The sequence below is a fragment of the Sphingomonas sp. RIT328 genome (assembly GCF_000632225.1).
Lineage (GTDB): Bacteria > Pseudomonadota > Alphaproteobacteria > Sphingomonadales > Sphingomonadaceae > Sphingomonas > Sphingomonas kyungheensis.
The window spans coordinates 1-21770 of sequence record NZ_JFYV01000025.1; the positions used below are offsets into that span (position 1 = coordinate 1).

At 68.8% G+C, this 21770-nt stretch carries 22 protein-coding genes; 17 read left to right on the plus strand and 5 right to left on the minus strand.

Annotated elements, in window-relative coordinates; all coding sequences use genetic code 11:
• Together mltA and BW41_RS12415 are read left to right on the plus strand one after the other, a co-directional pair.
• A partial coding sequence (gene mltA / locus BW41_RS12410; protein ID WP_037534871.1) for a murein transglycosylase A occupies window positions 1-1182 on the plus strand: 1182 nt, incomplete at its 5' end.
• The gene (locus tag BW41_RS12415) at window positions 1163-1726 is read left to right on the plus strand and encodes a Smr/MutS family protein (RefSeq protein WP_235199751.1); all 564 of its coding nucleotides are present in this window, start codon (window positions 1163-1165) and stop codon (window positions 1724-1726) included. The genes mltA and BW41_RS12415, both read left to right, overlap by 20 nt.
• A gap of 156 nt (window positions 1727-1882) precedes the next feature.
• Here BW41_RS12415 and dnaA read toward each other — a convergent pair whose 3' ends face one another.
• The 3 genes from dnaA to mutM all read right to left on the minus strand — a co-directional run bounded on the left by dnaA (window position 1883) and on the right by mutM (window position 4979).
• Window positions 1883-3307, minus strand: coding sequence for a chromosomal replication initiator protein DnaA (gene dnaA / locus BW41_RS12420; protein ID WP_037534839.1), 1425 nt, complete (start codon window positions 3305-3307; stop codon window positions 1883-1885).
• A 431-nt stretch (window positions 3308-3738) separates the two neighbouring features.
• Entirely contained in the window at window positions 3739-4002 is a 264-nt protein-coding gene (gene rpsT / locus BW41_RS12425) for a 30S ribosomal protein S20 (protein ID WP_037534840.1), read from the minus strand.
• 161 nt (window positions 4003-4163) lie between these two features.
• Window positions 4164-4979, minus strand: coding sequence for a bifunctional DNA-formamidopyrimidine glycosylase/DNA-(apurinic or apyrimidinic site) lyase (gene mutM / locus BW41_RS12430; RefSeq protein ID WP_037534841.1), 816 nt, complete (start codon window positions 4977-4979; stop codon window positions 4164-4166).
• A gap of 55 nt (window positions 4980-5034) precedes the next feature.
• On the opposite strand from mutM, the gene BW41_RS12435 reads away from it, so the two are divergent.
• The 11 genes from BW41_RS12435 (at window position 5035) to BW41_RS12485 (ending at window position 14922) form a co-directional block, all read left to right on the plus strand.
• A complete protein-coding gene (locus BW41_RS12435; protein ID WP_037534842.1) occupies window positions 5035-5781 on the plus strand; it encodes a class I SAM-dependent methyltransferase in 747 nt (248 codons plus the stop codon).
• 19 nt (window positions 5782-5800) lie between these two features.
• On the plus strand, window positions 5801-7336 hold the full coding sequence (gene ubiB / locus BW41_RS12440) for a 2-polyprenylphenol 6-hydroxylase (protein ID WP_037534843.1): 1536 nt from the start codon (window positions 5801-5803) through the stop codon (window positions 7334-7336).
• Window positions 7337-7343: 7 nt separating this feature from the next.
• Window positions 7344-8462, plus strand: a complete 1119-nt coding sequence (locus tag BW41_RS12445; protein WP_235199752.1) for a hypothetical protein — start codon at window positions 7344-7346, stop codon at window positions 8460-8462.
• Window positions 8459-9658 carry a bifunctional phosphopantothenoylcysteine decarboxylase/phosphopantothenate--cysteine ligase CoaBC gene (coaBC, locus tag BW41_RS12450; RefSeq protein WP_037534845.1) on the plus strand — a complete coding sequence of 400 codons (1200 nt, stop codon included), beginning with the start codon at window positions 8459-8461 and terminating at the stop codon, window positions 9656-9658. The genes BW41_RS12445 and coaBC overlap by 4 nt, the downstream gene beginning before the upstream one ends.
• 10 nt (window positions 9659-9668) lie before the next feature.
• Entirely contained in the window at window positions 9669-10115 is a 447-nt protein-coding gene (gene dut / locus BW41_RS12455; RefSeq protein ID WP_037534846.1) for a dUTP diphosphatase, read from the plus strand.
• 14 nt (window positions 10116-10129) lie between these two features.
• Window positions 10130-10507 carry a hypothetical protein gene (locus BW41_RS12460; RefSeq protein WP_235199753.1) on the plus strand — a complete coding sequence of 126 codons (378 nt, stop codon included), beginning with the start codon at window positions 10130-10132 and terminating at the stop codon, window positions 10505-10507.
• A complete protein-coding gene (locus BW41_RS12465) occupies window positions 10504-11265 on the plus strand; it encodes a HesA/MoeB/ThiF family protein (RefSeq protein WP_037534848.1) in 762 nt (253 codons plus the stop codon). The genes BW41_RS12460 and BW41_RS12465 overlap by 4 nt, the downstream gene beginning before the upstream one ends.
• A 23-nt stretch (window positions 11266-11288) precedes the next feature.
• Window positions 11289-12422: a non-hydrolyzing UDP-N-acetylglucosamine 2-epimerase gene (gene wecB / locus BW41_RS12470; RefSeq protein ID WP_037534849.1), complete on the plus strand. Its 1134-nt coding sequence runs from the start codon at window positions 11289-11291 to the stop codon at window positions 12420-12422.
• Window positions 12406-13704, plus strand: a complete 1299-nt coding sequence (gene wecC / locus BW41_RS12475) for a UDP-N-acetyl-D-mannosamine dehydrogenase (protein WP_037534850.1) — start codon at window positions 12406-12408, stop codon at window positions 13702-13704. The genes wecB and wecC overlap by 17 nt, the downstream gene beginning before the upstream one ends.
• A gap of 77 nt (window positions 13705-13781) precedes the next feature.
• A complete protein-coding gene (locus BW41_RS12480) occupies window positions 13782-14552 on the plus strand; it encodes a metallophosphoesterase (RefSeq protein WP_037534851.1) in 771 nt (256 codons plus the stop codon).
• 124 nt (window positions 14553-14676) lie between these two features.
• The gene (locus BW41_RS12485; RefSeq protein WP_037534852.1) at window positions 14677-14922 is read left to right on the plus strand and encodes a hypothetical protein; all 246 of its coding nucleotides are present in this window, start codon (window positions 14677-14679) and stop codon (window positions 14920-14922) included.
• Between the two features lie 130 nt (window positions 14923-15052).
• Here BW41_RS12485 and BW41_RS12490 read toward each other — a convergent pair whose 3' ends face one another.
• Both BW41_RS12490 and rpsU read right to left on the minus strand, forming a co-directional pair.
• On the minus strand, window positions 15053-15652 hold the full coding sequence (locus tag BW41_RS12490) for an FKBP-type peptidyl-prolyl cis-trans isomerase (protein ID WP_037534853.1): 600 nt from the start codon (window positions 15650-15652) through the stop codon (window positions 15053-15055).
• A gap of 109 nt (window positions 15653-15761) precedes the next feature.
• On the minus strand, window positions 15762-15968 hold the full coding sequence (gene rpsU / locus BW41_RS12495) for a 30S ribosomal protein S21 (protein ID WP_037534854.1): 207 nt from the start codon (window positions 15966-15968) through the stop codon (window positions 15762-15764).
• Window positions 15969-16319: 351 nt separating this feature from the next.
• On the opposite strand from rpsU, the gene BW41_RS12500 reads away from it, so the two are divergent.
• From BW41_RS12500 to BW41_RS12515, 4 genes are all read left to right on the plus strand, one after another.
• The gene (locus BW41_RS12500) at window positions 16320-17459 is read left to right on the plus strand and encodes a fumarylacetoacetate hydrolase family protein (protein ID WP_152542305.1); all 1140 of its coding nucleotides are present in this window, start codon (window positions 16320-16322) and stop codon (window positions 17457-17459) included.
• A complete protein-coding gene (locus tag BW41_RS12505) occupies window positions 17456-18250 on the plus strand; it encodes an SDR family NAD(P)-dependent oxidoreductase (RefSeq protein ID WP_051583476.1) in 795 nt (264 codons plus the stop codon). Before BW41_RS12500 ends, BW41_RS12505 begins: the two co-directional genes overlap by 4 nt.
• A 431-nt stretch (window positions 18251-18681) precedes the next feature.
• Window positions 18682-19206 (plus strand): class I SAM-dependent methyltransferase, encoded by a 525-nt coding sequence (locus BW41_RS12510; RefSeq protein ID WP_051583477.1) that lies wholly within the window; start codon window positions 18682-18684, stop codon window positions 19204-19206.
• 165 nt (window positions 19207-19371) lie between these two features.
• Entirely contained in the window at window positions 19372-21768 is a 2397-nt protein-coding gene (locus tag BW41_RS12515; protein ID WP_037534855.1) for a DUF3772 domain-containing protein, read from the plus strand.
• The last annotated feature ends 2 nt before the right edge of the window (window positions 21769-21770 follow it).

The window sequence follows — 21770 nt, forward strand, 5'->3', positions numbered from 1 at the left end:
CCCGGCGGTCCCCCTTTCGAGGGACCCACCCGCCCCCCCCCCCCCCTCCCCCCCCCCCCCGTCGTCCCCACCGCCGGCGCGACCACGGCCGCGACCGCCGGTATCACCGCCGGCCCCGCACTGGCGTCGCTGCCGATCACCGAGGCGCAGGCGGAGGCGGCACGGCAGGCGTTCGTCACCAGCTGCCCCGGCCTGATGCGGCGCACCGATGCCTCCGGCCTGACCCGCGGCAGCGACTGGCAGGCGGCCTGCGCCGCCGCCGCGAGCGTCCCGCGCGGTGGCGCGCGCGCCTTCTTCGCAAGCTATTTCGAAGCGGTGCAGGTCGGCGACGGCAAGGCCTTCGCCACTGGCTATTACGAGCCGGAGATCGCCGCCTCGCGCGAACGCCGCACCGGCTATAGCGTCCCGATCTACGCGCGGCCCGACGATCTGATCGACGTCGATCTCGGCAAGTTCAGCGATGCGCTCAAAGGCAAGAAGATCCGCGGTCGCGTCGATGGCAGCAACCTCGTCCCCTATTTTGATCGTGCGGCGATCGAGGGTGGCGCGCTCGACGGCCGCGCTCCGGTGCTCGCCTGGGGCGCCGACGAGGCAGCGGTGTTCTTTCTCCAGATCCAGGGTTCGGGCCGGCTGCGGCTGCCCGACGGTTCGGTGATGCGCGTCGGCTATGACACGCAGAACGGGCGCGACTATACCGGCATCGGCGCGTTGATGAAGGCACGCGGCCTGCTCCAGCCCGGCCAGACCTCGATGCAGGGCATCGTCGCCTGGCTGCGCGAGCATCCCGCCGAGGGCCGAGCGATCATGCAGGAAAACAAGAGCTTCGTTTTCTTTCGCGAACTGAACACGCCGCCGGTGGGGGCGATGGGCTATGTCGTCAACGGCGGAGTCAGTGCGGCGGCCGACGTCAAATACGTGCCGCTCGGCGCGCCCGTCTTCCTGTCGATGGACCGGCAGGATGCCAGCGGCCTGTGGGTGGCGCAGGATACCGGCGGCGCGATCAAGGGCGCCAACCGCTTCGATACCTATTGGGGCGGCGGCGCGGTGGCGGAGGCGACGGCGGGCGGTATGGCGGCGCGCGGCACCGCCTTCCTGCTGCTGCCGATCGGCACGGTCGCGCGGCTTCAGCCCGATCGCTATACGCCCTATGGATCGGGCAGCGATGCGCCAGCTCAACCCTGACGAAGCCGACCTCTGGGCGCGGGTGATGGCGACGGTGAAGCCGTTGCGCGCCGTCGCGACCCCGGTCCGCCCGGTCGCGCCGCCGCCGCCGACGGCAGCCGCCGCCGCCAAGCCGACCAAGGCCTCCAAGGCGCTGACCCGCGCGATGGCGACGCGCGCGCCGGCGCCGCAACCGCTCGTCGCGTCCCCGCCGCCGCGCCAGAACACGCTCGACGGCAGCTGGGACAAGCGGCTGACCCGCGGTATCGTCAATCCCGACGCCTCGCTCGATCTGCATGGCCATACGTTGAGCTCCGCCTATGCGATGCTCGACGACGGCCTCGGCCGGGCGATCGCGCGCGGCGATCGCGTGCTGCTGCTCGTCACCGGCAAGCCGCCGCGCCCCGAAAGCGAGCGTCCGCACGCCCGCGGCGCGATCCGCGCGGCAATCGCCGACTGGCTCGCCGCCTCCCGCCATGCCGATGCGATCGCCGCCGTCCGCGGCGCGCATCCGCGCCATGGCGGCCAGGGCGCGCTCTATATCGTGCTTCGCAAGGGGCGCTGAGAATTCTTTACGCGTTCGCGCGGAGGCGCGGGGGCGCGGAGAAGCGGCGGTTGAGGAGCTAGTGTACCCGTCACGACGGGACATGGTGAAGTGCCGCTGTCGCGGCAGGCACTGCCTCCGAGACCTCTGCGCCTTGCCGCGAACCCCAGGCCCGCGTTACGCCTCGAGCTCGCGCATCAGCGTGCGCACGGCGGCATCGATGTCGCGGTCCTGATCGCGCAGCTCCTCGATCTTGCGCACCGCATGGATCACCGTCGAATGGTCGCGACCGCCGAACTTGCGGCCGATCTCGGGGAGCGAGCGCGTCGTCAGCCGCTTGGCGAGGTACATGGCGATCTGGCGTGGGCGCGCCACCGCGCGGCTGCGACGCGCCGAGACGAGGTCGAGCGGCTTGAGCTCGAAATGCTGGCTGACCAGCTTCTGGATCTCGTCGATCGTCACCCGCCGCTGCGCGCCGCGCAGCACCTCGCCCAGCGTCGCCACCGCAAAGTCGAGATCGATGCTGTCGCCGGTCAGCTGCGCATAGGCGACGACGCGGTTGAGCGCGCCTTCCAGCTCGCGGATATTGGCGTGGATGCGTGCCGCGAGCAGGTCGAGCACGTCGTTGGGGACCTTTGCCTCGGGCAGGTCTGCAAGTTTCCTGTCCAGTATCGTGCGGCGCAACGTCAGGTCGGGCGCCTTGATATCGGCGACGAGGCCGACCGACATGCGGCTGACGATTCGCGCCTCGACCCCGTCGAGCGCCTGCGGGCACCGGTCCGCCGAGATGACGAGGCGTTTGCCCGCACTCATGATCTCGTTGACGGTGTGGAAGAACTCCTCCTGCGTTGCGTCCTTGCCGGCGATGAACTGGAGATCGTCGATCAGCAGCAGGTCGGCGCCGCGCAGCCGTTGCTTGAAGCTGTGCGTGTCGCGCGCGCGCATCGCCGCGACGAAGTCGAACATGAAACGCTCGGCCGACATGCAGAGCACGATGGCGTCCGGATGCGCGGCGAGAAAGGCATGGCCGATCGCGTGCATCAGGTGCGTCTTGCCCTGCCCGGTCCCCGAATGGAGGAACAGCGGGCTGAACCGCGGCACGCCCGGCTCGGCGAGCATCCGCGCGGCGTTGAAGGCGACGCGATTGGCCGCGTCGACGACGAAGCGATCGAAGGTGAAGCGCGGATCGAGCGGCGGGCGCTCGGCAGCCGGGCGCGTTGGCGCGGCGGCGGCCACCGGGGCCGCAACCGGCGCGGCGGCGGGAGCGGGAGCCGGCACCGGTGCCGGCGTCTCGGCGACCAGCTTGATCGCCGCGGGCGCGGCGAGCCGCGTCTCGATCGACACGCCGCGCACCTGCGGCAGCAATGCCCGGAATTCGAGCAGCAGCCGGTCGGCATAATGGTTGCGGACCCAGTTGGTCATGAACGCCGAAGGGAGGCCGAGGCGGATCGATTCGGCGTCGCCGTCCTCGATCAGCTCCATCGGCTTCAGCCATTGTTCGAACAGGCGCGCACCGGCCGATTCACGCAGGTTGCTGCGGACACGGGTCCAGGCGCGATGCGCCTCGCTCTCCGTCACCGCCACTGCCTGCCGATCGTTCAATGCATACCCCTTCGTTGCCGAAAGCGACGCATGTCGCCCGGCGGCCGTATTCAAGACAGACAAATCCCCCTGACGGCCAACGGCCGTTCGGCATGCCCACGCTGTTCAGGTCCCCGCCGGCGATGAATATCGCTGCGGTGGAGCGGAGTTATGAGGCCTGGGGCGAGTCGATCAACCCCTCGCCGGGTCACATTGGTGAAATAAACGGGATTGACAGCCCCTGCCCCGCAGAAACGCGTCCGGGAAAATGACAAGTGCTTGTTATTGCTCGATTTTTCGGGCGGACCGCGCGGAAGGGCGCAAATCCGCGGCACTCGAATCGCGGGAAGTCCGTGCTTTCCGTTTTCGTTCCCGATCGACCCGAAATCGACATCAAAAAACCCGCCGGGACGCGTGTCCCGACGGGTCGAAATCGACCTGAAACAGGAGGATCAGGCGAGCGTGCTGACCGCCTTGGTCAGACGCGAGAACTTGCGGCTCGCGGTGTTCTTGTGGAGCACGCCCTTGGCAACGCCACGCTGCAGCTCGGGCTGCACCGCCGCCAACGCCGTCGTCGCCGCGGTCTTGTCGCCCGAGGCGAGCGCCGCTTCCACCTTCTTGATGAAGGTGCGGATACGGCCGACGCGGTTTCCGTTGATTTCGGCGCGGCGATCGTTGCGACGGATGCGCTTCTTGGCTTGCGGCGTATTCGCCATTCGGTACGTCCTTGCGAGTATAGGGTCTGGTCAGAGCGGCGCCGGATCACCCTACGCCCTCTCGAAGGCAGCGCCCTTAGCGAAGGCGGTGTGCGAGGTCAACCTCGCTCCTTCCTTCGCCCTCCGAGCATCCCGGTCGTGCGGCGAAATGGCGACGCACCTCAATTCCGCTGGCACTTGGGGCAATAGAAGGTCGAACGGCCGCTATCGACGCGGCGCCGGACGGTGCCGCCGCAATGGCACGGCTCGCCCTCGCGACCATAGACGAGGAACTGTTTGGAGAAATAGCCGAGCTCGCCATCGGGCCGGGCATAGTCGCGCAGCGTCGATCCGCCCGCCTCGATCGCCGCGAGCAACACATCGCGCACCGCCACGGCGAGCCGGTCGAGTCGCGGCCGGGTGATCTGCCCGGCGGCGCGGGTCGGCGCGATGCGGGCGACGTGCAGCGCCTCGCAGACATAGATGTTGCCGAGCCCGGCGACGATCCGCTGGTCGAGCAGCATCGCCTTGATCGGTGCGGCGCGGCCGGCAAGCGCGGCGTCGAGATAGGCGCCGGTGAAATCCTCGCCGAGCGGCTCCGGCCCCATCGCCAGGAACGGCGGATAGAACGCCAGCGCCGACGTCTCGACGAGATCGAGAAAGCCGAAGCGACGCGGATCGTTGAGCGCCAGGCTCCGCCCGTCCGCCGTCTCGATCAGCAGATGATCGTGCGCGAGCGGCTCGGCCGGATCGACGCGCCAGCGCCCCGACATGCCGAGATGGAAAATCAGGGTGTCGCCGCGATCGGTGTCGATCAGGCCATATTTGGCGCGACGGCCGAGCGCAGTGACGGTGGCGCCGGTGAGCCGCTGGCGCAGGTCGGGCGGGATCGCCTTGCGCAGGTCGGCGCGGCGCGGTTCGACCAGCGTCAGCCGCTGGCCGGCGAGCACCGGGGTGAGACCGCGGACGGTGGTTTCGACTTCGGGGAGTTCAGGCACGTCAAACAGCTAGGTTGCGTTTGCCCCCGCCACAAGCGGCGGCTAGGGCAGAGCCATGACCGACACCGCCCCCCCCGGAACCGTCTCCTTCGGCTATGAGGACGTCGCCCCCGACGAAAAGACCGCGCGCGTCGGCGGCGTCTTCTCCAGCGTCGCCAAAAACTATGACCTGATGAACGATGCGATGTCCGGCGGCATGCATCGCCTGTGGAAAGACCGCTTCGTCCGGCGCGTGCAGCCGCAGCCGGGCCAGCAGATCCTCGACATGGCGGGCGGCACCGGCGACATCGCGTTCCGGCTTGCCGCATCGGGCGCCTCGGTGACGGTGGCGGACATCAATCCGGCAATGCTCGAGGTCGGCATGCAGCGCGCCGCCAAGCGCGGCATCGACGGGCTGGTGTGGACCGAGGCCAATGCCGAGACGCTGACCTTCCCCGACCGGTTCTTCGATGCCTATACGATCGCCTTCGGCATCCGGAACGTCACCGACATTCCCAAGGCGCTGCGCGAGGCGCATCGCGTGCTGCGCCGCGGCGGCCGTTTCTTCTGCCTCGAATTCTCGACGACGACCTGGCCGGGGTTCAAGGACGTCTACGACAGCTATTCGCACAAGCTCGTCCCCAAGCTCGGCCAGTTGCTCGCGCAGGATGCCGACAGCTACCGCTATCTGATCGAATCGATCCGCCGCTTCCCCGACATGCCGCGCTTCCAGGCGATGATCGGCGAGGCCGGTTTCGTCCGCACCAAGGCGGAGTCGATCCTCGGCGGGCTGGTCGCGATCCATTCGGGGTGGAAGATTTGACGATCGTAAGGCGCGTCCGATGACCGCGGCGGTCACCCACGTCTGGCGGCTGCTCAAATGGGGCCGCATCCTCGCCCGTCACGGCGCGCTGCGCGGCATCGAGCGCGATCCCAACACGCCCGCGCCGGTGCGCCGGCTCGCCCGCGTCGCCCGGTTCGGCGCGCGCGTGCCCAAGACCCCGCGCTATGCCGATGCGTTCCAGGCGATCGGGCCGGCCGCGATCAAGCTCGGCCAGACGCTCGCCACCCGCCCCGATCTGGTCGGCGAGGAGGCGACGCAGGATCTGCTGCGCCTGCAGGACCAGCTGCCGCCCGTCCCCTATGCGACGATCGCCGCGGCGATGGAGGCAAGCCTCGGCCGGCCGCCGTCCGACCTGTTCCGCCAGATCGAGGAGCAGCCGGTCGGCGCCGCCTCGATCGCGCAGGTGCATCGCGCGGTGACCACCGACGGCCGCACCGTCGCGGTCAAGGTGCTGCGCCCCGGCGTCGAGGCGGATTTCACCCGCGCGATCGCCACCTATGAATGGGCGGCGGCGCAGCTCGAAGGGATGAGCATCGAGGCGCGGCGGCTGCGGCCGCGGCTGACGGTCGAGAACTTCAAACGCTGGACCGCGCGCGAACTCAACTTCCGACGCGAGGCGGCATCGGCGTCCGAACTCGCCGAGTCGATGACCGCCGAACCCGATTTCGTCGTTCCCGCGATCGACTGGCAACGGTCGACCGCGCGCGTGCTGACGGTCGAGTGGATCGACGGCATCAAATTGTCCGATCGTGCCGCGCTGGTCGCGGCGGGCTATGACCTGCCCAAGCTCGCCAACACCCTGGTCCAGGCGTTCCTGCGCCAGGCGATCGCGGAGGGCTTCTTCCACGCCGACATGCATCAGGGCAATCTGTTCGCTCTGCCCGGCAACCGCATCGCCGCGATCGACTTCGGCATCATGGGGCGGATCGACCGGCGCGCGCGCGTCTGGCTCGCCGAGATCCTCTATGGCCTGATCACCGGCAATTACCGCCGCGTCGCCGAAATCCACTTCGAGGCCGGCTATGTCCCGAGCCACCACAATGTCGCGGAATTCGCCACCGCGCTGCGGGCGGTCGGCGAGCCGATGCGCGGCCTGCCGGTCAAGGACATGTCGATCGGGATGATGCTCGACGGGCTGTTCTCGATCACCCGCGATTTCGACATGGTGACGCAGCCGCATCTGCTGCTGCTGCAAAAGACGATGGTGATGGTCGAGGGCGTCGCGACGCGGCTCGATCCCGACATCAATCTGTGGGAGTCGGCCGCGCCGTTCGTACGCGAATGGATCCGCACCGAATTGGGGCCGGAGGCGGCGATTGCCGACCGGCTGATCGCCGACGTCAAGACGATCGCCGCTTTGCCCGAACTCATCCGCCGGATCGAGGCGCGCTACCCGGCGCCGGGCGGCGAGCCCCCCGCCCCGCCGCTGCGCGAGATCGAGGTGGTGCGGATCGGCGGTGGCTGGCGCTATGCCGCGGTCGCCGCCGCGACGGCGGTGGCGAGCGTCGGTGCGACCTGGCTGGTCGTCCACTGAGCCGATGATGCGGCGCGGCCCCGCCCCGTTATGGCTGGTGCAGCCGTCGCGGTTCGCCGGCCTGTCGCCGCGCAATGCCGCGGCGGCGCTGGCGGCACTGGCGCTGCTGCTGCTCGCGACGTTGCTCGTCTTCGCCGCGCCGACGCCGCCCGCCGCGAGCGGCGATGCCGGGCGGCGCGACGATGATCTGGCCGATGTCGTGCTGTACGAGACGATCGTCGCCAACGTCCGCCATGGCGCCGGCTATTACGACACCGCGACCGAGGCGATGCGCGCCGGCAATTATCCGCTGCGGCCGTTCGTCACCGTGCGCCTGCCGACGCTGGCGATCGTCCAGGCCTCGGTTCCCCATGCGATCGTCGTGCTGCTGCTCTATCTGCTCGCCGCCGCGGTGATGCTCGCCTGGTGGCAGCGGCTTGCCCCCGTCTTTGCGCGACCGCCGCCGCGGGTGATCGCGATGGTGCTGCTCGCCGGCGGATTGATGGCGTTCGTCCAGCGCGAACTGCTCGCCTTTCACGAGATCTGGGCGGGGTTGCTGATCGCTTTGTCGCTCGGCGTGCACCGGCGCGGCCAGTGGCTGCCCGCGGTCGCCTTCGGCCTGTCGGCGGCGGTGATCCGTGAGACCGCGGGACTCTACCTGCTCCTGATGACGGTCGGCGCGCTCGTCGAGGGCGAGCGGCGCGAGGCGGCGGCCTGGGCGGTCGCCGCGGCGATCCTGACGCTGGCGCTGGCGGCGCATGCCCATGCGGTGGCGCAGGTGGTCGGGCCGCTCGATCCGGCGTCGCCGGGCTGGTCGGGGCATCTCGGGTTCGGCTTCTTCGTGCGGACGATGACCGTGTCGACCGCGCTGATGATCGCGCCCCTGTGGCTGGCCGCACCGCTGGTCGGACTCGCGTTGTTCGGCTGGGCGGCGTGGCGTGACCGGACGGGACTGCGCGTGCTCGCGGTGCTGCTCGGCTATGCCGTGGTGCTGAGCGTGTTCGGCCGCGTCGATACCTTCTATTGGGGCCTGCTGATCGCGCCGCTGCTGCTCGTCGGCCTCGTCTTCGCGCCCGACGGCCTGCGCGACCTGATCGAGGCGGCGGGCGACCGGCGGCGGATTACGGTGAAGAGGGTGGTGCGATGACGCGTATCCTGCTGATCGTCGGCGGCGGCATTGCCGCCTACAAGGCCTGCGAGCTGATCCGGCTGCTGCGCCGGCAGGGGCATCAGGTGCGCTGCGTGATGACCGAGGGCGCCAGCCACTTCGTCACGCCGATGACGCTCGCCGCGCTCAGCGAGGACAAGGTCTACACCAGCCTGTGGGACCTCAAGGACGAGGCCGAGATGGGGCATATCCAGCTCAGCCGGCAGGCCGACCTGATCGTCGTGGCGCCGGCGACCGCCGATCTGCTGGCGCGGATGGCGGGCGGCCTCGCCGACGACCTCGCCACCACCTTGCTGCTCGCCACCGACACGCCGGTGCTGGCGGCGCCGGCGATGAACGTGCGGATGTGGCAGCATCCCGCGACGCTGCGCAACGTCGCGCAGCTGCACGCCGATGGCGTCACCATCCTCGAACCCGATGCCGGGGCGATGGCCTGCGGCGAGTTCGGCCCCGGCCGCCTGCCCGAACCCGCGGCGATCGCCGCGGCGGTGGCGGCGATGCTCGCCCCGCGCGAACGACCGCTCGCCGGGCGCCACGTGCTGGTCACCGCCGGGCCGACGCACGAGCCGATCGATCCGGTCCGCTATATCGCCAACCGATCGTCGGGGCGGCAGGGCTTCGCCATCGCCGCAGCGCTCGCCGACCTGGGTGCCGCGGTGACGCTGGTCGCCGGTCCGGTGACGCTCGCCACGCCGCCGGGCGTACGCCGCATCGACGTCGTCACCGCCGCGGAGATGGCGGCGGCGGTGGCGGCGGCGCTGCCCGCCGATGCCGCGGTGATGGTCGCCGCGGTCGCCGACTGGCACGTCGCCGCCGCGCCGCAGAAGGTCAAGAAGGGCGATAAACCGCCGGCGCTGGTGCTCGCCGAAAACCCGGACATCCTCGCGACGCTCGCGCAAGGGCCGCAGCGGCCGCGCCTCGTCGTCGGTTTCGCCGCGGAGACCGAACGCGTCGTCGAACAGGCGACGGCGAAGCGCATCCGCAAGCGGGCCGACTGGATCGTCGCCAACGACGTGTCCGGCGACGTATTCGGCGGCGAGGCCAATACGGTCCACCTCGTCACCGCCGATGGCGTCGAATCATGGGAGCAACTGCCGAAGGCGGCGGTCGCACGCCGGCTCGCCGACCGGATCGGGGCGGCGCTGGTTCTTGATCCGTTCGACAAGGCGGAGTAGCTCAACCCGGATGAGTCCTGACATCGAGCTTCGCCTGCGCCGCCTGCCCCATGGCGAGGGACTCCCGCCGCCGGCCTATGCGACCGCAGGCGCGGCGGGGCTCGATATCGTCGCTGCCGAAACGCTGACGCTTGCCCCCGGCGCGCGCGCGGCGGTGGCGACCGGATTCGCGGTGGCGATCCCGGAAGGCTATGAGGTGCAGGTTCGGCCGCGGTCCGGCCTCGCGCTCAAGCACGGCATCACCTGCCTCAACACGCCGGGCACGATCGACTGCGATTATCGCGGCGAGATCAAGGTGATCCTCGCCAATCTCGGCGCCGAGCCGGTCGATATCGCGCGCGGCGAGCGGATCGCCCAACTCGTCCCCGCCCCGGTTCAGCGCGCCACGCTGGTCTTGGTCGACGCACTCGACGATACCGCGCGCGGCAGCGGAGGATTTGGATCGACCGGCCGATGATTACAGCATGGCTTTTGGCGGCACAGCTTGCCGGCGTCTCGGCCCCGCCGATGCCGCCGCAGGACTGGAGCCAGCTCCGTCCCCTCCCCTACAGCCGCGATCCCGATGACGGCGGCACTCTGTCCAGCTTCGTCCGCGCCGAGGTCAAGGCCGGCCGCTGCAACGCGGCGACGCTGTCGGCGCAGGGCTATGTGCTCAAGGTCGATCTGGCGGTGCTGGTCGGGCCCGGCGGCACGCCGAAGCGGGTCGTGCCCCGCGCCATCGCCTGTCCTTCGGTTGAGCAATATGCCGCCGGGCTGGTGTCGAGCATGGCGCGCGGCAATGTCACCCCGGGCGATACCGATGCCGACAGCTGGTATCGCACCAGTCTGACCTTCACCTGGCCGGCGTGACGCTGTCCGACGCGGAGCTGACCCGCTACGCCCGTCATATCGTATTGAAGGAGGTCGGCGGCGCCGGGCAGCAGCGCTTCGCCGCCGCGCGGGTGCTGGTGATCGGTGCCGGTGGCATCGGTTCGCCGGCGATCCAGTATCTCGCCGCCGCCGGTATTGGACGTCTGACCATCGTCGACGACGATCACGTCGACCTCTCCAACCTCCAGCGCCAGACGATCTACACCAGCGACGACATCGGCGCCGGCAAGGCCGAGCGTGCGGCAGCGGCGGCGCGGCGGCTCAATCCGCATGTCGCGGCCGTCGCGGAGACGACGCGCGTCGCTGCGGACACGGTCGCGGCGCTGGTCGCGACGGCGGATGTCGTGCTCGACGGCTGCGACAATTTCACCACCCGGCTCCTCGTCGCCGATGCCGCTTATGCGGCACGGGTCCCGCTCGTCTCGGCGGCGATCGGCCAGTTCGATGGCCAGCTCGGCGTGTTCCGCGGTTGGGAAGTGGACAAGCCTTGCTATCGCTGCTTCGTCGGCGCCGATCCCGACCGGCCCGGCGTCAGTTGCGCCGAGGACGGCGTGCTCGGGCCGATGGCGGGGATGATCGGCAGCCTCGCCGCGCTTGAGGTGATGCGCGCGCTGCACCCGTTCGGTGACGACAGCGCTGGCCGGCTGCTGCTCGCCGACACGTTGGGCCTGCGCTTCCGCACGCTGACCCTGCCCAAGGACCCCGGCTGCCCGACCTGCGGCTTAGCCCGAAATTAAGCCCGGTCGGCTAGTCAGCGCCGATGACCCGTGCCCGCCCCAAGATCCTGACCGTGTTCGGCACCCGGCCCGAGGCGATCAAGCTGTTCCCGGTGATCCGCGCGCTCGATGCGACCGGTGAAGTCGAGACGGTGACCTGCGTCACCGCGCAGCATCGCGGCCTGCTCGACCAGGTGCTCGCCATCGCCGGCCTGACGCCCGACATCGACCTCGACCTGATGGAGCCGGGCCAGTCGCTCGACCGGCTGACCGCGCGGCTGCTCACCGGGCTCGGCGAGGTGATGGACGCGGTGCGGCCCGATCGCGTCATTGTCCAGGGCGATACCGCCACCGCGATGGTCGGCGCGCTCGCCGCTTATTACCGCAAGATCCCGGTCGCGCATGTCGAGGCAGGGCTGCGATCGGGCGACATCTACCAGCCGTGGCCGGAGGAGGTGAACCGCCGCATCGTCGCACCGATCGCCGACCTGCATTTCGCCCCGACCGATACCGCCGCGGCGGCGCTGGCACGCGAGACGGTCACCGCGGGGGTGCACGTCACCGGCAATACGGTGATCGACGCGCTGCACTGGACGCGCGAGCGGATCGCCGCCGACCCGGCCCTCGCCGCCACGCTCGACCCGTTGGCGGAGCGGTTCGCCGGCAAGCGGATCATCCTCGTCACCACGCACCGGCGCGAGAATTTCGGCGACGGCATGGCGGCGATCGCACGGGCGATCGCCCGGATCGCGGCGCGTGACGATGTCGCCATCCTCTTCCCGATGCACCCCAATCCCAACGTCGGTGCGGTGATGGATCGCTGGCTCGGCACACCGGACAATGTCGCGCGTATCGCGCCGCTCGACTATCCGCATTTCATCCGCGCGCTCGGCTGGTGCGATCTCGCGCTGACCGATTCGGGCGGCGTGCAGGAGGAAGCCCCGGCGCTCGGCAAGCCGGTGCTGGTGATGCGCGACACCACCGAGCGGCCCGAAGGGGTCGCCGCCGGCACCGCACGGCTGATCGGTACCGATGAAGAGCGCATCGTTTCCGAAGTCTTCACGCTTCTCGACGACACATCGGCCTATGCCGCGATGGCGCGCGCGCATAACCCGTTTGGCGACGGCCACGCCAGCACCCGGATCGCGAGGATCATCGCCGATGCTATCGGACACTGAATTGAACGTCGTCGTGCTCGGCCTCGGCTATATCGGCCTGCCGACCGCGGCGGTGATCGCCCGCACCGGCGCGAAGGTGCTCGGCGTCGACGTCACCGAGTCGGTCGTCGAGACGGTCAATTCGGGGCGCGTCCATATCGAGGAGGTCGATCTCGACGGGCTCGTCTCGGGCGTGGTCGCGCGCGGCGCGCTGCGCGCCTCGGCGCAGATCGCGCCGGCGGACGTGTTCGTGATCGCGGTGCCGACGCCCTTCGCCGCGGATCACGCGCCCGACATCACCTATGTGCTGCAAGCCGCGACGACGATCGCCGCGGTGCTCAAGGCGGGGGATACGATCATTCTCGAATCGACCTCGCCGGTCGGCACCACCGAACGCGTCCGCGACCTGCTCGCGCAGCTTCGCCCCGATCTGCGCGTGCCGGGGCGTGCCGGCGAGGCCGCCGACGTCGCCATCGCTTATTGCCCGGAGCGCGTGCTGCCCGGCCGCATCCTCGTCGAGCTGATCGACAACGACCGCGTCATCGGCGGCATCACCCCGCGGTGCGCGCGCAAGGCGCTGACCTTCTATCGCCGCTTCGTCCGCGGCGCCTGCGTCACCACCACGGCGCCGGCGGCGGAGATGACCAAGCTCACCGAAAACGCCTTTCGCGACGTCAATATCGCCTTCGCCAACGAGCTCAGCCTGGTCGCGGATACGATGGGGGTCGACGTCTGGGAGGTGATCCGCCTCGCCAACCGTCATCCGCGCGTCAACATCCTCCAGCCCGGACCGGGCGTCGGCGGCCATTGCATCGCGGTCGATCCCTGGTTCCTCGTCCATGCCGCCCCCGACCATACGCCGCTGATCCGCACCGCCCGGCTGGTCAACGACGGCAAGACCGATCACGTCATCGCCCAGGCGAGCGCCATGATCGAGGCGCGGCCCGATGCGCCGGTCGCCTGCCTAGGTCTCGCGTTCAAGGCCAACATCGACGATTTCCGGGAAAGCCCCGCACTCAAGGTCGCGCAGGCGCTGGCGCAGCGCTACGGCGAGCGGGTCCGGATCGTCGAACCCTATGCCAGCACCCTGCCCGCGCCATTCGACGGCACCGGTGCGACGCTGATCGACATCGACACTGCGATCGAGGGCTGCCCGATCATGATCGTGCTGGTCGATCATGACGTGTTCCGATCGGTGCCGGTCGAGGAGCGCAGCGACAAGCTGGTGCTCGACACCCGCGGCATCTGGCCCGACCAGCCCGCCGCGGCACGGCAGACGGAGTCGCTGCGACTCGTCGGCTGAGCGTCACGTCGCGTTCAGACGGTTGCAGCCAGACTCATGCCGTTCTACCTGCCTTGGCTCACGATCGACAGGATTCCATGCTCAAGAAGCTGCTCAAGGTAGGCCGCGCTCCCGTAGCGCCCACCACCGCCATTCCCGATGGCGAGCGCGTCTATGCGATCGGCGACGTGCACGGCTGCGCCGATCTGCTCGACGATCTGCTCGACCGGATCGACGCGGACGACCGCAGCCGCGCCCCGGCGCGGACGACGATGATCTTCCTCGGCGATCTGGTCGATCGTGGCCCCGCCTCGGCGCGTGTGCTGGAACGGCTGCGCACGCTCGCCGCCGAACGGCCGGACACGCACTTCCTGCTCGGCAATCACGAGGAGGTGTTCCTCGAAGCGTTGAAGGGCGAACCCAAGGCGCTGCGCATGTTTTGCCGGATCGGTGGGCGCGAGACGATCCTAAGCTACGGCATCGACGCCGCCGATTACGACCGGATGGATTATGAGGAGCTGCACGTCGCGATGCGCGCACGCATCCCGGCGGACCATCAGGCCTTTCTCGAACAGTTCGAGAATATGGTGACGATCGGCGACTATGCCTTCGTCCATGCCGGGGTGCGCCCCGGCACCGACCTCGCCTCGCAGCGCGGCGCCGACCTGCGCTGGATCCGCAATCCGTTCCTCGACCACGATCGCGCGCTCGAGAAGATGATCGTCCATGGCCATACGATCAGCGACGGCCTCGACGAACAGGTGCATCGCATCGGGGTCGATACCGGCGCCTATGATACCGGGGTGTTGAGCGCGCTGGGGCTGGAGGGCGCCGCGCGCTGGCTGGTGCAGGCGCGGCGCGACGGCTGACATATTGCTCTGTGGCGCGGCGGCAACAGCGTCGCTCGAAACCGCGCCGCTGCGGCTTAACGATTGTTGGCGCTCCCATCATCTGTCATGCGCCGAACGGACGAGCTTATTCGGGAGATTTGACATGACCTTCGGCAAGACCATCCTCGCCCTCGCCGCCGCCACCATGGCGGTCGCCCCCGCCGCTGCGGCGTCGGCCAATCCGGCCGCCAGCCTGTCGGTCGCCAAGTCGGTGCGCACCGGTTCGGCGTCGGCGAAGAAGAACGAGCTTGCCGGCGGCGGCATCATCGTCGCGGTGATCGCGGCGGCTGCGGTGATCGCTGGCATCGTCGTGGTTGCGGACAGCAGCGACAATTCGGACAGCAACTAAGCTGATCGTCCGCTCCGGCGGAAAGGATGGCGGCCCCGACCGGGGCCGCTATTTTTTTGTCCGGCGCAGATCGACGCGAGCGGAAAAGACGCGGGCGGCGGACGATCCGCCGCCGGCGTGAGCGGATCGATCAGCGACCGCCGGGAGCGCCCTGCGGCATCGCGCCGGGAGGCATCGCACCGCGCGGCAGGCCACCGGGCATGCCGCCCTGCTGCGCCTGGGCCTGTGCCTGCATCTGGCGGACCACCGCCTCCGGCAGGAAGTCGATCAGCTCGATATCGAAGACCAAAGTCGAATTGGCCGGGATCGGCCCCTTGGCCTCCGCGCCATAGCCGAGCGACGGCTTGATCCAGACGCGATACTTCGACCCCTTGGGCATCAGCTTCAGCGCCTCGGAAAAGCCGGGGACGACGCCGGCGACCGGCATCGGCGTCGGCTGCTGCGACTTGTCGAAGGTGGTGCCGTTGAGCAGCTTGCCTTCATAGTTGATGAGCGCGACATCGCTGTCGGTCGGCTTGGCGGCACCGGGCGCGCCGGGCTGGATCACCTGATATTGCAAGCCGGAGGCGGTGGTCACCACGTCGCTGCGGCGCGCGTTCCGCGCGAGGAAATCGTCGCCCTGCCGGGCCAGCAGGAAGGCGGCGAGGATCGCGACCGCGATGCCTACCCAGAGGTAGATGAGATAGGTGCGCTTGACGGGGCGCAGCGGGACGGCGGTGACAGTCGACATCGTTGGGGCACCTGAGGGTTATGGTGCCGGGCCGGCCGTCACCGGTTGAGGTTCACGTCGCGCCCCGCGGCTGCGCCCGACCGGCGCGGCCACGGGGCGCGGGCAGTACTTAGCGCGCGCCGTCCTTCTCGGCGCGCTTGCGCTCGAGCTTGCGCGAACGGCGGACCGCCGCGGCACGCTCGCGCGCGCGCTTTTCCGACGGCTTTTCGAAGTGACGGCGCAGCTTCATCTCGCGATACACGCCCTCGCGCTGCAACTTCTTCTTGAGCACACGAAGAGCCTGGTCGACGTTGTTGTCGCGGACGACGATCTGCATGGAACTGAAACACCTCGGTCAATAGCAATAGCGGCGGCAGACGATGGTCCGCGCCGTTCGAACGCCGCCCCTACCAGCGAGGGGGCAAAATGGCAACCCGCGCGACCGATCGCGGCCCCCGGCCGCTGCGATCCGGGGCGCCCCGTCTACAAATGGTATGCGGTTTCGGCTTGCGGCGGCGAAGTCGGCAGGTAATGGTAGCGATAACGAGCTGGGAGGATGGAGGGCGACAGCCACGGGCGCGCGGCACCTTGCCCGCCCGCCGCGGTGATGCCAATCCCGTCGCGGCCAGCCCCACCGCCGCGCCGGCCGCTCCGACGGTCGACGCGACCGATCCGGAGACAGATGCTTATGCCGATCCCCTTCGACCCCGCCGATGCGCTCGGCAGCGACTGGCGCAGCGCGCGCTGGCTCGGCCGCATCGACTTCGGCGCCGGCCCCAGCCCGGTGCTGATCGTCGACGGCATCGTGCATGACATGGCACGCGTCGCCCCGACCGTCGCCGACCTCGTCGCCGGCGGTCGCTTCGACGCGGCGCAGGGCGAGGCGGTCGGCGCCCTCGACGCGATCGGCCTGTCCGTCGACGGTTTGCCGCGGCTGCTCAGCCCGATCGATCTGCAATGCGTCAAGGCGGCGGGCGTGACCTTCGCGGTTTCGGCGATGGAGCGCGTCATCGAAGAGCGCGCCCGCGGCGATGCCGGCGCGGCGGCCGAGGTGCGCAGCCGGCTCGAAGGCCGGATCGGCGGCAGCATGCGCGCGGTCGTCCCCGGCTCGCCCGAAGCGGCGGCGCTCAAGCAGGCGTTGATCGATGAAGGCCTGTGGTCGCAATATCTCGAGGTCGCGATCGGCCCCGACGCCGAGATCTTTACCAAGGCGCCGGTGCTGGCGACGGTCGGCTGGGGCGCGGACGTCGGCATCCGCTCCGACTCGACCTGGAACAATCCCGAGCCCGAGGTCGTGCTGCTCGCCGGCCCCGACGGCAAGGCGGTGGGCGCGACGCTCGGCAACGACGTCAACCTGCGCGATTTCGAGGGGCGTTCGGCGCTGCTGCTCGGCAAGGCCAAGGACAATAACGCCTCCTGTTCGCTCGGCGCCTTCGTCCGCCTGTTCGATGCCGATTATACGATGGACGACGTGCGCGAGGCGGAGATCACGCTGCGCATCGAAGGCACCGACGGCTATACGCTCGACGGCGCAAGCTCGATGAACCAGATCAGCCGCGATCCCGAGGAGCTGCTCCGCCAGGCGCTGAGCGAGCATCATTATCCCGATGGCCTCGTCCTGTTCCTCGGCACGTTGTTCGCGCCGACGCAGGATCGCGACGTCGCCGGTCAGGGCTTCACCCACAAGGTCGGCGACACGGTGGCGATCGCGACGCCGCGGCTCGGCCGGCTGATCAACACCGTCAGCACCTCCAAGGCGGCGCCGGCGTGGCGCTTCGGCATATCGGCGCTGATCCGCAACCTCGCCGGCCGCGGCCTGCTCGCATGACCCTTACGACGGAGACGACCTTGACGACCACCGACGCGCGTGCGGTTTACCCATCCCTGCGCGGCAAGCGCGTGATCATCAGCGGCGGCGGATCGGGCATCGGTGCCGGACTGGTCGAGGCGTTCGTGCGGCAGGGCGCGCGCGTCGCCTTCGTCGACGTGGCGGTGGCGGACAGCGAGGCGCTGGTGGCGCGGCTCGGCGATGCCGCCTATCCGCCGCTGTTCCGCCGCCTCGACCTCACCGACCTGTCCGCGCTGGCGACGGTGTTCGCCGAGTTGCAGGGCGAGCTCGGCGGCGTCGACGTGCTGGTCAACAACGCGGCCAACGACGATCGCCATACCGTCGCGGACGTGACGCCGGCCTATTGGGACGAGCGGATGAACGTCAACCTGCGCCATCAGTTCTTCGCGGCGCAGGCGGTGATCCCGGCGATGAAGGCCGCCGGCGGCGGATCGATCATCAACTTCGGCTCGATCAGCTGGCATCTCGGCCTCGAAGACCTCGTCCTCTACCAGACCGCCAAGGCGGCGATCGAAGGCCTGACCCGCAGCCTCGCCCGCGACCTCGGCCGCGACAATATCCGCGTCAACGCGGTGGTGCCCGGCAACGTCAAGACGCCCCGCCAGGAGAAATGGTACACGCCCGAGGGCGAGGCGGAGATCGTCGCCGCGCAATGCCTCGACGGCCGGATCGAGCCGGCGGACATCGCGGCACTGGTGCTGTTCCTCGCCTCGGACGACGCGAGGATGTGCACGGCGCACAATTACTGGATGGACGCCGGCTGGCGGTGAACCGTTCAAAGGTGAGGGCGGACGGGCACCGCCTCACCCAACAGATAAGCACCCCGAATGCGCCTCCGGCTACCATACCGGCGGATTGTGCAATTTGATTCGATTACGCGATAGCGTTCCTGATCGCCCTATAATGCAGCAGAGCGTGGTCGCTCCAAATTGTAACCCGGCCATCTTGGTGGCCGTTGACGGGCGACCGCGTTTCTTGCCTGCCAATTAGGCGTGGATGACGGAACAGCATAATGACAGATCAAATTAGTCGGGATGACCTAAACAACTATATAGAACAGCTTGAGCGAAGACTGGGCGAGGCGGTACATGCTTCCATCACATGCTCGCAAACGGCGATATCAGCTTATTACGCGTGCACAAAGCAGCTTCCTATCCTGCAATACTATGGAAATTCGTCACCGACTCTCCCAGAAGCCGTCATGGAGAAGGCTCAGCTACTGCCGAATCGGGAAGCCATCATCGCTCGGCTGCCAAAAGGCGGCCGCGGACTGGAGATCGGTACGCAACGGGGGAATTTCGCCAAACATATGCTCCAGGTTGCCGAGCCTGAACAACTTCATCTCGTCGATATAACTTACGATCTTTTCGACAAGCCGTGGTTCGACAACTACATTTCATCGTCTCAAGTAATCCTCCATGAAGGCGTATCGTGGTCTATCGTCAACGATTTTGAAAAAGATAGCTTTGATTGGATCTACATTGATGCCGGTCATGACTACGAGAGCGTAACCAAGGATATCGTTGCATCTTGGGACAAAGTAAAACCGGGGGGCTATCTCATATTCAACGACTTTACATCATGGTCGCCCTTGGAAATGATCCCGTACGGCGTGATGCAGGCGGTATGCGAGTTTCAACTTGGACACGCTGAAGATTTTTCGATCGCTTGGTTCGCATTCCATCCGCAGGGGTATCACGACATAGCCCTTCGTCGCGAGAAGTAGACACTCGTAAACGGCAATCGAGAGGCGGGATAGCTCGCCGATCGCATCTGCGGGGGCTGGACTTGGGTGGTTGGCCGGGCCGGGCACGGATCGGAGCCCTGCGCTGTTCGATCCCTCGCTTTGTCGCTCATCTCTCCGTAGACGGACGATCGAGCGGAGGGCGTGATGACGGCATTGGCGCGGCGGTGGTGGATCGGTTTGCTGGCGTTGGTAATGCTGGCGCTCGCCCTCCCCGCCGCCGCCCAGACTTCGCCGGTCGATGCCGCGACGAAGCAGCTCGCCGCCGCCGAGGCGGCGCTCGATGCGGTCGACAAGGCGCTCGATACCAAGGTCGATCGCGAGACGCGCGGCAAGTTGCGCGACCAGGCGCTCGGTGCGCAGAGCGATGCGCGCGACGCGGCCGAACAGCTCCGCGACCAGCTCGCGCTGATCGACGCGCGTATCGCCGGGCTCGGGCCGCCGGTCGCCGGCGTCGTCGAGGCTCCCGACATCCGCGCCGAACGTCGTTTGCTCGCGCAGGCGCGCAGTTCGCTCGATTCGAAGGTCAAGCGCGGCCAGCTCGTCACCGTCGAGGCGGGACAGCTCGTCACCGAGATCGACGAGACGCAGGCGGAAGAGATCAACCAGCGCATCGCCGCGCGGACGCCCTCGCCGCTTTCGCCGCATTTCTGGAGCGACATCGTCTCGGCGCTGCCCCGTGACGGACGGCGCGTGTCGAGCTTCGTCGGGCGCGGCTGGTCGCAGGTGCAGATCGGCCTGCGCGGCGGTTTCCCGATCGGCGCGCTGCTCGGCGGCCTCGCGGCGCTCGCGCTGCTGCTGCCGGTGCGGCAGGCGTTGCGGCGGCTCGGCCAGCGCTATCTGGTGGCCGATGCGCCGGGGCATCGCGTCCGCCGCTCCGCCAATGCCCTGTGGCGGGTGTTCGTCGGCACGGTGATGCCGATGGGGGCCGCCTTTCTGTTCGTCCAGGGGCTACGCTGGTCGTCGCTGCTCGCGCCGTCGTGGAACGCGCTCGCCGATGCGCTCGTCGCCGCCGCCGGGTTCAGCGGCCTGATCGCCGCGGTCGGTGCCGCGTTCCTGATGGCGCGGCAGCCGTCCTGGCGGGTGGTGGCGCTGACCGACGCGACGGCGGCGGCGCTGCGTCCGGTCGCCTGGGGCTGCGCGGCGCTGACCTTCTTCGTCATCCTCGTCAATGCGTTCAACACCGCGGCCGGGGTGAGCCCGACCGCGCTGGTGACGACGCAGGTGATCGAGATCATCCTCCACCTCATCCTGATCGCCGGCACGCTGATCGTCATCGGCCGGCTGCGCGCCGCCGAGGCGGCCGACGGCGAGAGCGCGGCGGAAGCGGCGGCGAGCGCGGGGGTCGGCGCGATTACGCTGGCGCTGTGGCTGGTCGTCGCCGGCGCCGCCATCGCCTTGCTGATCGGCTATATCGGGCTGGCGATCGTCACCGTGCAGGCGGTGCTGTGGGCGACATTGCTCGCGGTCAGCACCTATCTGCTGATGGTGGTGATCGACGATGTCGCCACCAGTCTGTTCCAGCGGGACAGCCGCATTGGGCTGACGCTGCGCCACGGCATGGGGATCGGCGGCAGCGCGGTCGATCAATTCGGCGTGCTGCTGTCGGCGGTGCTGCGGCTCGCCGTGATCGTCGTCGCGCTCGGGCTGCTGCTCTACCCGTTCGGCGCGGGGTTCGGGTCGCTGCTCGACCGGGTCGGCGGGCTGGCGCGCGGCGTCACCGTCGGCGGCATCGCCATATCGCCGGGGACGATCCTGAAATTCGTCGCTGTACTCGCGCTCGGCCTGTTCCTGGTGCGCCAGTTCACCGCCTGGCTCGACCAGCGCTATCTGCCGAGCACCGATCTCGACATGAGCGTGCGCAACTCGATCCGACTGGTCGCGCGATATCTGGCGATCGCGCTTGCCGTTGTCTGGGCGCTCGCCTCGCTCGGCATCGGCATGGAGCGGATCGCGCTGCTGCTCTCGGCGCTGTCGGTCGGTATCGGCTTCGGCCTGCAGGCGATCACCTCCAATTTCGTGTCGGGCCTGATCCTGCTGGCCGAGCGGCCGATCAAGATCGGCGACCTGATCCGGGTCGGCACCGACGAGGGCGACGTCAAGCGGATCAGCGTGCGCTCGACCGAGATCGAGCTTGCCGATCATTCGACGCTGATCGTCCCCAATTCGGAACTCATCACCAAGTCGGTGCTCAACAAGACGCTCGCCGGGCCGATGGGGCGGATCCAGATCCATTTTTCGGTGCCGATCGCCACCGACGCCGATCGGGTCCGCACGATCGTGCTGGAGACGTTCGCGATCGAGCCGATGGTGCTCGATACGCCGGGCCCGGTGGCGCTGGTCGACGGCATCGCCGACGGACGGATCGTCTTCAACTGCCTCGCCCATGTCTCCAGCCCGCGCAGCACCGGCGAGGCGCGCAGCAACGTCTTGCTGACGCTGCTGCGACGGATGCGGGAGGACGGCATCGACCTCGGCACGGTGCCGCAGCGGGTCGAATGGGTGACGATGCCGCCGCCATTCGGCGACGGCGCCAACGCCTAGCG